This is a genomic window from Aurantimonas sp. C2-5-R2 (assembly GCF_036549495.1).
GTDB lineage: Bacteria > Pseudomonadota > Alphaproteobacteria > Rhizobiales > Rhizobiaceae > Aurantimonas > Aurantimonas coralicida_A.
The window spans coordinates 1-8,374 of record NZ_JAZHLJ010000113.1; the positions used below are offsets into that span (position 1 = coordinate 1).

At 58.9% G+C, this 8,374-nt stretch carries 7 protein-coding genes and 2 pseudogenes; 4 read left to right on the top strand and 5 right to left on the bottom strand.

What is annotated here, in order from left to right:
- Both VQ044_RS22735 and VQ044_RS22740 read left to right on the top strand, forming a co-directional pair.
- Positions 1 to 353: pseudogene (locus VQ044_RS22735) on the top strand (IS256 family transposase); the annotation flags it as partial.
- A gap of 310 nt (positions 354 to 663) precedes the next feature.
- On the top strand, positions 664 to 1,356 hold the full coding sequence (locus tag VQ044_RS22740) for a Crp/Fnr family transcriptional regulator (protein ID WP_327649756.1): 693 nt from the start codon (positions 664 to 666) through the stop codon (positions 1,354 to 1,356).
- A gap of 53 nt (positions 1,357 to 1,409) precedes the next feature.
- Here the strand turns inward: VQ044_RS22740 and VQ044_RS22745 are convergent, their stop codons facing one another.
- From VQ044_RS22745 to VQ044_RS22765, 5 genes are read right to left on the bottom strand one after another with little or no spacing between them, the layout of a single operon-like run.
- Positions 1,410 to 2,183 carry a sulfite exporter TauE/SafE family protein gene (locus VQ044_RS22745; RefSeq protein ID WP_327649757.1) on the bottom strand — a complete coding sequence of 258 codons (774 nt, stop codon included), beginning with the start codon at positions 2,181 to 2,183 and terminating at the stop codon, positions 1,410 to 1,412.
- Between the two features lie 30 nt (positions 2,184 to 2,213).
- Positions 2,214 to 3,614, bottom strand: a complete 1,401-nt coding sequence (locus VQ044_RS22750) for an amidase (protein ID WP_327649758.1) — start codon at positions 3,612 to 3,614, stop codon at positions 2,214 to 2,216.
- Positions 3,614 to 4,402 (bottom strand): ABC transporter permease, encoded by a 789-nt coding sequence (locus tag VQ044_RS22755; protein ID WP_327649759.1) that lies wholly within the window; start codon positions 4,400 to 4,402, stop codon positions 3,614 to 3,616. The genes VQ044_RS22750 and VQ044_RS22755 overlap by 1 nt, the downstream gene beginning before the upstream one ends.
- A 16-nt stretch (positions 4,403 to 4,418) precedes the next feature.
- Positions 4,419 to 5,180: an ABC transporter ATP-binding protein gene (locus VQ044_RS22760; protein WP_327649761.1), complete on the bottom strand. Its 762-nt coding sequence runs from the start codon at positions 5,178 to 5,180 to the stop codon at positions 4,419 to 4,421.
- 4 nt (positions 5,181 to 5,184) lie between these two features.
- Entirely contained in the window at positions 5,185 to 6,162 is a 978-nt protein-coding gene (locus tag VQ044_RS22765) for an ABC transporter substrate-binding protein (protein WP_327649763.1), read from the bottom strand.
- A gap of 247 nt (positions 6,163 to 6,409) precedes the next feature.
- Here VQ044_RS22765 and VQ044_RS22770 point away from each other — a divergent pair, with 247 nt between their 5' ends.
- Positions 6,410 to 7,507, top strand: a complete 1,098-nt coding sequence (locus tag VQ044_RS22770; protein ID WP_327649765.1) for an IS110 family transposase — start codon at positions 6,410 to 6,412, stop codon at positions 7,505 to 7,507.
- Between the two features lie 469 nt (positions 7,508 to 7,976).
- Positions 7,977 to 8,374: pseudogene (locus tag VQ044_RS22775) on the top strand (hypothetical protein); the annotation flags it as partial.

The window sequence follows — 8,374 nt, forward strand, 5'->3', positions numbered from 1 at the left end:
CACGCCGGCTCGAACAGGACCGGCCGGGCGTCGCCGCGAGCATCCTGGAGGGTCTCGACGAAATCCTCACCGTCGTTCGTTTGAAGCTGCCCACGGAGCTTCGCCGCTCGCTGGCTTGCACCAACATCGCCGAGAACATGATGGGTACGATCCGGCGCGTCACGCACAACGTGAAGCGGTGGCGGAACGGACAAATGGCTCTGAGATGGGTCGCCGCCGGCATGATCGAGGCCGCCAAGGGCTTCCGCAAGCTCAAGGCTCACAAGCAGCTGCCGATTCTGCGGGCCGCCCTCCTTGCCCATCAGCGCCGAAATGCCGAAAAGTTCGTTGCCCCTGCATCGAGGGCCGCGTAACGTTCAACCCGGCATCGCCGCTCAACGAAGTTCAACAAACTTCGGGACATCCCCTTCACCGACGGCGTTGCCACGCAGAGCGCCGACAACCGCGCCGCTTGATCAAGCCGCGTCACCCAAAATCGGCCATAGCTCCCGATACCAACGGTAGGCCTCAGCTTCTCGGATGACATGGTGTTGTTGGGCAGCTAAAACCGTGAACACGTGAATGTGTCAGTTTATGATCGGCAAAGTAAGTTTAGTGACAAAGATGGCTGTCCAACGTCCGCATCCGCAATCGCCGCAACCAGCGACTGGTCGCACGATTTACATGACCGAAGCGCTCTTGGAGATCAAAGACAACCACAACATTCTAAGTTACCTTACGGACACGGAGTGTCAGCAAGTGCTGAGCTGCGCTACGCGCCAATTGCGGAAGCCCGGAGAACACATATTCGTGCAGGGAGAACCACATGAAGGGATTTTCCTGATCCGGTCTGGCAGTGCGCGTACCTACTATGCGTCGTCTACCGGCCGGGAAATAACCTTGGCCCACTGGACCGCCGGTCACTTCGTAGGGGGACCAGAGATTTTCGGCGGCGGTTTGCACGTGTGGTCAGCAACGGCGCTGGAGGAATGCGAGATCGCGTTTCTTGCCGCGCGGGACATAAGAAGGTTGATGATCGATCTGCCTAAACTCACCATAGGATTGGTCGATGGGTTGGTCTATAAGGGAAAATGCTACTCGGCCTTGTTGCAAATACTCGGCACGCGATCCGCCGTTGGACGCTTGGCGCATCTCCTACTTACGCTGGCCGAACGCGAGGGAGTTCTGCACGACGCGCCCGCAATATTCGGTCGGCAATTCTCTCATGAGGAATTAGCAAATATGATCGGTGCGACCCGTCAATGGGTAACTGTTTCGCTAAAGCGTTTCGAGAAGGCAGGCATCGTCACCTTCGAAAAACATCGGATAGTCATTCTGGACAAGGCGCGGCTGCGGCAGACTGCTTTTTCCGAGTAGGGCTTGGGTTCAGACTGTCGTAGCTTCCGTTGATATCGCCCGAATGACTCCGTTTAACCAGTGTAGCTGATGACCGCGTTCGCCAGTGCGAACACTCCAATTGCCGCGAGCATCAAAAGCGCCACTTGTCTATAGGCGAGCGGTTTCGAGCGCTGGAAAAAGAAGGCGCCCAAGGCTGCTCCGATGAGCAATAGCGGAACCGCCGCGATGGCCAGGACGAATGCCCGGCGCGGGTAAAGCCCTGCACTTAAGCCCAATGCCATCGCGATTGAAGCACTGAACAGAAAGAACATCATCATGGAAGCGCGACTCGCCGCCGGACTCAGCGGCGATGCAAGGAAATACATCACAATCGGGGGGCCGCTCATCGCGGTGCCGCCACTGAGCAACCCAGATAGCATTCCCACCGATATCGTGGCGGGTGTGGTGAGATGCCATGAAATGCCCTGAGATTTCCGCCAAATCAGAATAACGGAGGTCAGTAGGATGAGGCTCAGGCCTAGCCGCATGTGTTCAGCCGGAATCGCGGACAGGGCATAGATGCCGATCGGCGTGCCGAAGACTGCCCCGACGAATAGTCGCGTCACGGTCCTCCACTGGACCAGTGCGATGGAACCGTGAAGGAATCCGAGGGTTAGAGCGATCTCGAATAGCAACGCAACTGGGATAACTTCGAGAGGATCAAGAATCACGGTCAGCATGGGGACGGCTGCGAGGGAGACGCCAAAGCCGCTATATCCCCGTACAAATCCTGAAATCGCGACTGACGCGGCGAGATAGGTCAACTGCAACGGAGACCATGCTCCGAAATCGGAAAAACTAATCATGACGAGCCTGAGCGGAAAGAGGGAGCGCGATCAGCTTGGACGTGGCCCTGTCCACGTTCCGATCGCTTCAAAGACGGCAGCAGCATCGAGAACGTCAGCTTCGGCGTTTGGGCGGCCGACAACCTGAAAGCCGACCGGCAATCCCTCCGGCGTTCTGCCACAAGGCATCGATAGTGCCGGCAGCCCCGTCAGATTGTGGACAAGGGTGTAGGTTGGCCAAGAAAGGGCCGATGGACCCGTCCAGCCCGGAGGACTGCTGAGTTCCGCATCGAAGGCGGCAACGGGAACGGTCGGTGTCAGAAGAAGCTGGTATCGCCCAAACAATTCACGAAACCGCTCTCGAAGCTGATTTCGCACGGACTGCGCATGGAAAAACTCGTTGATGGTCAAGCGCGATGAATGCTCCAGGCACGCAGCCACCTCCGGATCGAATAGTTCACGCTCGCACAGAAGAGCATCCTTCAGACGGAAAGCGGCGTTAGCGAAAAATTCCGCAGCGAGAGCTGCATGCGGATCTCCGATGATGTGGTCCACTTCTTCGACGACGCATCCTGCCTGTTCGAAAACGCGCACCGCCGCCCGAACAATTCCAAGCACCGTCTCGTCCGGCTTCCCAAAACCGAGAGTAGGTGACCAAGCGATCCGCCAACCTGATATTCCTTTAATGCCGCGTTCTGTGAAGTCTTGGGGCTGAGATGCGATGCTAGCGTGATCCCGCGCGTCGTAACCGGAGATGGCGGAAAGGAGCATCGCTGCATCGCTGACGTTTCTTGCGACTGGTCCGATGTGCAAGAGGGATGGAGCGGTTGCCTGCGGATACACCGGCACTCGACCGAATTGCGGCTTGAATCCGACGACTCCGCAAAAAGATGCGGGTATGCGCAGAGATCCGGCACCGTCTGTTCCTATCGACAGCGGCGTGACCCCAGCGGCCACGCTCGCCGCAGACCCGCTGCTCGAACCACCTGCGGACTTCGCAAGATTCCAAGGATTACGCGTGATACCCGTCAGCGGGCTATCGCTCGATGCCTTGCTTCCGAACTCAGTCATCGTTGTCTTGCCGACGATACAAGCTCCCGCCGCGATGAGTCTCTCCACCACAGGCGCGTTGAAAGCAGCGCAGGCATGCCGTGTAGTCCGCGACCCGAATGTCAGTCGCACACCTTCAACGGCGATGTTATCTTTGATCGAGATTGGAATTCCGGTGAGCGGATGAAGGGCGTCTCCCCGCATTACCGATGCCTCGGCCTTGCGCGCGGCGGCCAAGGCAAGTTCCGGTGTCGTGGTTACAAAGGCATTGATATCTGGTTCCACGGCTTCAAGACGTTCAAGTGAACGGCTTACTATTTCGACGGGGGAGACTTCACGGTTTCGTATAAGTCGCGCAAGCTCGGCAGCGGAAGCCCAGTCAGTCTCGCTAAACGCCTCCATTACCGCCTCGCCGCCCGGCCTTCTGCGCCGTACCATGGGAAAAGGAACTTGACGACGTTGACGAACAGCAAATCGGCGCAGAAGCCGAGTACGCCCAGCGTCAGCAGTCCCACGAACATCTGATCGACCCGAAACACCTGCGCCGACAACTGGATGAAGTAGCCAACCCCAGCCGTAGCGCCAGCCAATTCGGCAGCAACAAGCAAAACGAGAGCGACAGCAAGACTAATTCTCAAGCCTGCTAAAATAAGCGGCAACGCGCTCGGAAGGATGACATTCCAAAGCATACGGAAGCCGCCGGCCCCCAATGTCGCGGCCGCCCGCATTAGGAGCGGATTGACGTCTCTAACACCCAGGAAAGTGTTCACCCAGACAGGGAAGAACACGCCCCACGCGATGAGAAAAATTTTTGAGACTTCGCCGATACCAAACCAAAAGATTGCCAGCGGAACGAAGGCGATCGATGGAATTGCCCTGAACATCTGCAAGAGCGGATCGCTCATATGCCTGAAAATCGGCAGCCGCGCGGTCGCGATCCCGACAGTGATTCCCGTGACGGAGCCAAAGAAGAAACCCAAGACAGCGCGCCAGATACTGGCGGTGAGATGGACTAGCAGCTCCCCGCTTACTATGAGCCGGTAAGCGGCTATTGCAACTGCCGATGGCGCGGGCAGGAACGCCGGATTGACCAACTCCAATCGCGCGATACCCTCCCAAGCCAGAAAGAAGATAGCCGCCCCTGCCGCACCCAGTGCCGCAGGACCGCTCGAGGAGAGAACTCGATTCATCGTCGCCAGCCCGAGCTTACTCGACGGTGTGGACGCCGATGGTATTTTCGAGGCGCTCGTAGAGTTCGTTGAAGCTTGACGTTGTACGAGTCCGGGGGCGGGGGAAGTCGACATCGATAACCTCTTGAATTCGGCCTGGATGCGGCGACATCACAACGATGCGGTCCGCGAGGAATATGGCTTCACCGATATTGTGGGTGACGAACACAACGGTCTTCTTCTCGGCGCGCTGGATGTCGAGTACTTCCGACTGAAGGCTGCTCCTCGTCATGGCATCGAGAGCCGCGAATGGTTCGTCCATCAGAAGGACGTGCGGTTTCGTGACAAGCGAACGAGCAATGGCGACTCGCTGTTTCATTCCGCCCGAAAGCTCGAAAGGATATTTTTCCGCGAATTTTGTCAGACCGACCAAAGACAAGTAGTAATCCGCCAGTTCACGGCGCTCCTTTACGGATGTTCCGGCCATGCGCGGCCCAAATTCCACGTTGCCGCGAACTGTGAGCCAACCGAATAGGGAGTAGTCTTGGAAGACTACCCCTCTATCCGGGCCTGGTTTGGTGATGGGCGTACCTTCTATGCTGATCTTCCCGCTCGTGGGAGGGATGAAGCCAGCGATGAGATTGAGCAAGGTTGTCTTGCCGCAGCCGCTCGGCCCAAGAAGGCACAGAAATTCGTTTTCCCGGATCGTCAGGTTAACGGTGGCGAGAGCCTGGATAACTCCGCCCACCGTCTGGAAGTCACGGCTGACCTGCTCGGACTTGATGAATTCAAGCGCCACTTCTTTACTGGTCCAAACAGTTTTTCGCTTCGTCGAATATCGTATCCACGACAACTTGATCAAAATCGGGCAACTTAACTCCTGCTGCCAGAAGACCACTTTCGATAGCCCACTGAGCTTGCTGCTGCATATCTTTGACGATGTTTTCTTTATCGAGGGTAATCTCGAATGGCACCCGGTCCCATTCTTTAGCTACGATCGCGTGGTCCATCTTGATGCGCTCTGACAAGTATGTGATCGATGCATCCTTGTTATTTTTCATATATTCTGTCGCTTCTTTCATCGCGCAAAGGGAATTGACAAGCATCTCCGGATTATTATCAATCGTGCTTTGCAGCGCGACAATGCCGGAATAAGTTACATACAGTCCTGGAGTGCGTATTGTATGGAAACTCCCATCCCCAATACCGAGTGCTTGTGAGATGTGCGGCTCTGTCCATATAAAAGCATCGATTTGCGCATTAGCGAGACTGGTCACCATATCCGTTGGGCTGAGGTTTATTCCAGTGATGTCATCGAATGTCAGTCCAGCCTTTTTGAGAGCACGCGACAGGTAGACTTGAGCATTCGTCCCCTGTGCATAGCCGACGCGCTTGCCTTTTAGATCTTCGAGCTTTTGCATTTCCTCGGTCGCAACTAGGTCGAATATTTCATAGGTCGACATGACGCCGATGATCCGGACGGGCAAATTGTTCATGGAAGCAAATACAACCGGAGTCTCAGCGACGGTACCCCAAGCGACACCGCCGCCGACTATTGCCTCCTGTGCCGTGCGTCCGCTCGGAAAGAGAAGAACCTTCGCATCGACCCCGTATTTCTCGAACAGTCCCTGCTGATCTGCGACGTAAAGGGGTGCCCACGTCAGGGCTATGCCGGCGGCGACGTTCACCTCTTCCTCGGCTTGCGAAGAATTCGAAGTTACTGGCATGACACCGACGGCGAACACGGTTGCCAACAGCGCAGAAATCAGACGGCGTTTCATGCTTTTCCCTCCCGAGAGACCTCTTGGCGAGGCGTTGTGGTCCGGACCAGTCAACCAGTGGATCGTGGTACTGGAAAGCAATTAGTTGCCGCAGGTGACAAACAAGGTTCGTCAGCGCTTCACGAAACTAGACCACATGTTCGCCTGAGATAGGGGCGACCCGTCTCGCAGTATGCAGGATGTCGAGGGTTGCGTCGGATGCTCCGACGCCGAGCCTCATGCATAGGAGACGGGTCATGACAAGGTTATCATCTATATCGGGCTTGATGTGCACAAGGATACGATCGCGGTCGCCCTTGCCGACGGTGAGCGGCGGAGCGAGGTGCGCGAGCATGGCCGCATCGCGAACACGCCGACGGCCTTGAAGACTCTGGCCGCAAAGCTGTCGCGCAGCGGGGGTGAACTGCGGTTCTGTTACGAGGCCGGGCCATGCGGCTATGGCATCCAGCGGCAGCTGAGCGAGGCGGGGCACGGCTGTGTTGTGGTGGCGCCATCGCTGATCCCGCGCAAGCCGGGAGATCGGATCAAGACCGACCGGCGGGATGCGATCAATCTTGCCAAGCTGCATCGGGCCGGTGAACTGACCCCGGTGTGGGTTCCGGATGCGGCCCATGAGGCGATCCGGGATCTGGTGCGGGCCCGCCTGGCGGCGGTTCGCAGCCTGCGTCAGGCGCGCCAGCAACTCACTGGCTTCCTGCTGCGGCAAGGTCGCCACTACCATCGACCGGCCTGGACGCTGATGCACCGTCGCTGGCTGGCCGGACTGCGGTTCGAGGAGGCGGTGCACCACATCGTGCTGGAAGACTGTATCGCAGCGGTCGAGGCGGCGACGGCGCGGCGCGATCGGCTGGTGGCCCATATCGAGGCTGTGCTGCCGGATTGGTCGCTCGCTCCGGTGGTGCGCGCGCTGCAGGCGTTGCGCGGCATGGCTCTGGTCGCGGCCGCAACATTGGTTGCGGAGCTCGGCGACATCACCCGCTTCGCCAATCCACGCCAGCTCATGGCCTATCTCGGCCTGGTTCCCTCCGAACACTCGAGCGGCAGCACGCGCCGCCAGGGCGGCATCACCAAGGCCGGCAATGGCGCGGCGCGGCGCATGCTGATCGAGGCCGCCTGGAGCTATCGCTTCCCGGCCCGCATCAGCCGGGAGCAGTTGCTGCGCCAGGAAGGCTTGGCCAAGCCGATCCGCGACACCGCATGGAAGGCGCAGGAGCGCTTGTGCCGGCGCTATCGCAGGCTGGCCCGGGCGGGCAAGCCGCCGACCGTGGTCACGACCGCCATCGCGCGCGAGCTGGCGGGCTTCGTCTGGGCAATCGCCAACCAGGCGCAGATCACCGGCGCCTGAGCCGCTGAAATCAATGGACGTCATGCCAAGGAGGTCATTAGCGACGACGACACACCCAAAGCTGGGTAAGGCTGGAGGCACGGTCACGGCCAGGAGAACGCTCGTTTCCACTACCAGCCGGATATCATCCGACGCTGGCCTTCTAGACAGAGCAAGCTCCGCGACGCATCACCGGTCCGGCGGTAACCAACCCGCGCATCAGAGCATGATCAACCGTCGTTTCATGATCGTGCCTCCTGCCCTGCTCAGCCGCGGCCAGTCTGCCCCGCTCGATGGCGAGCAATGGATTTTTCGTGCCTGATACTTGAAACGGCGAACATGAGAGTGGATCGAATCTAACACTTGGTGCCCGCGTCTGACGGCGGCGATGAGGGGATGTCCCGTTCACTGTTGAACTTCTGAAGGGGCGGCGTTGCCCGCCTTGAGCCGGTAGGCTCGGGGTGTCGAATCCACTTTGGAGAGCAACGCCATGAAGAAAGATACCACATCGACGACGGCGCCGGGCAGCGGGCCTGTGGCCGAAGCGTTTGCCGATGTTCAGCAGAGTTTCGAGCGGCTATGCCTTGCTGCCGGGATGGAAGCGCTGGGGACCATGATGGAGGCCGACGTAGAAGCCGCCTGCGGCCCGCGCCACGGTCGNGCTATGCCTTGCTGCCGGGATGGAAGCGCTGGGGACCATGATGGAGGCCGACGTAGAAGCCGCCTGCGGCCCGCGCCACGGTCGGGTCGAAAAGCGCGAAGCGCATCGCTGGGGCCGCACTCGCGGGCGGATCGGGTTCCACGGTGGGAAGGTCGAGGTCGAGCGCCCCCGCGTTCGGGACCTGGGTGGCCGGGAGGCGCCGATCCCGAGCTGGGACCAGGCGTTGT

Bases quoted from the DNA above. Each gene is read 5' to 3' on its own strand.
- VQ044_RS22740 (WP_327649756.1), top strand. From the start codon at position 664: ATGACCGAAGCGCTCTTGGAGATCAAAGACAACCACAACATTCTAAGT.
- VQ044_RS22745 (WP_327649757.1), bottom strand. From the start codon at position 2,183: ATGATTAGTTTTTCCGATTTCGGAGCATGGTCTCCGTTGCAGTTGACC.
- VQ044_RS22750 (WP_327649758.1), bottom strand. From the start codon at position 3,614: ATGGAGGCGTTTAGCGAGACTGACTGGGCTTCCGCTGCCGAGCTTGCG.
- VQ044_RS22755 (WP_327649759.1), bottom strand. From the start codon at position 4,402: ATGAATCGAGTTCTCTCCTCGAGCGGTCCTGCGGCACTGGGTGCGGCA.
- VQ044_RS22765 (WP_327649763.1), bottom strand. From the start codon at position 6,162: ATGAAACGCCGTCTGATTTCTGCGCTGTTGGCAACCGTGTTCGCCGTC.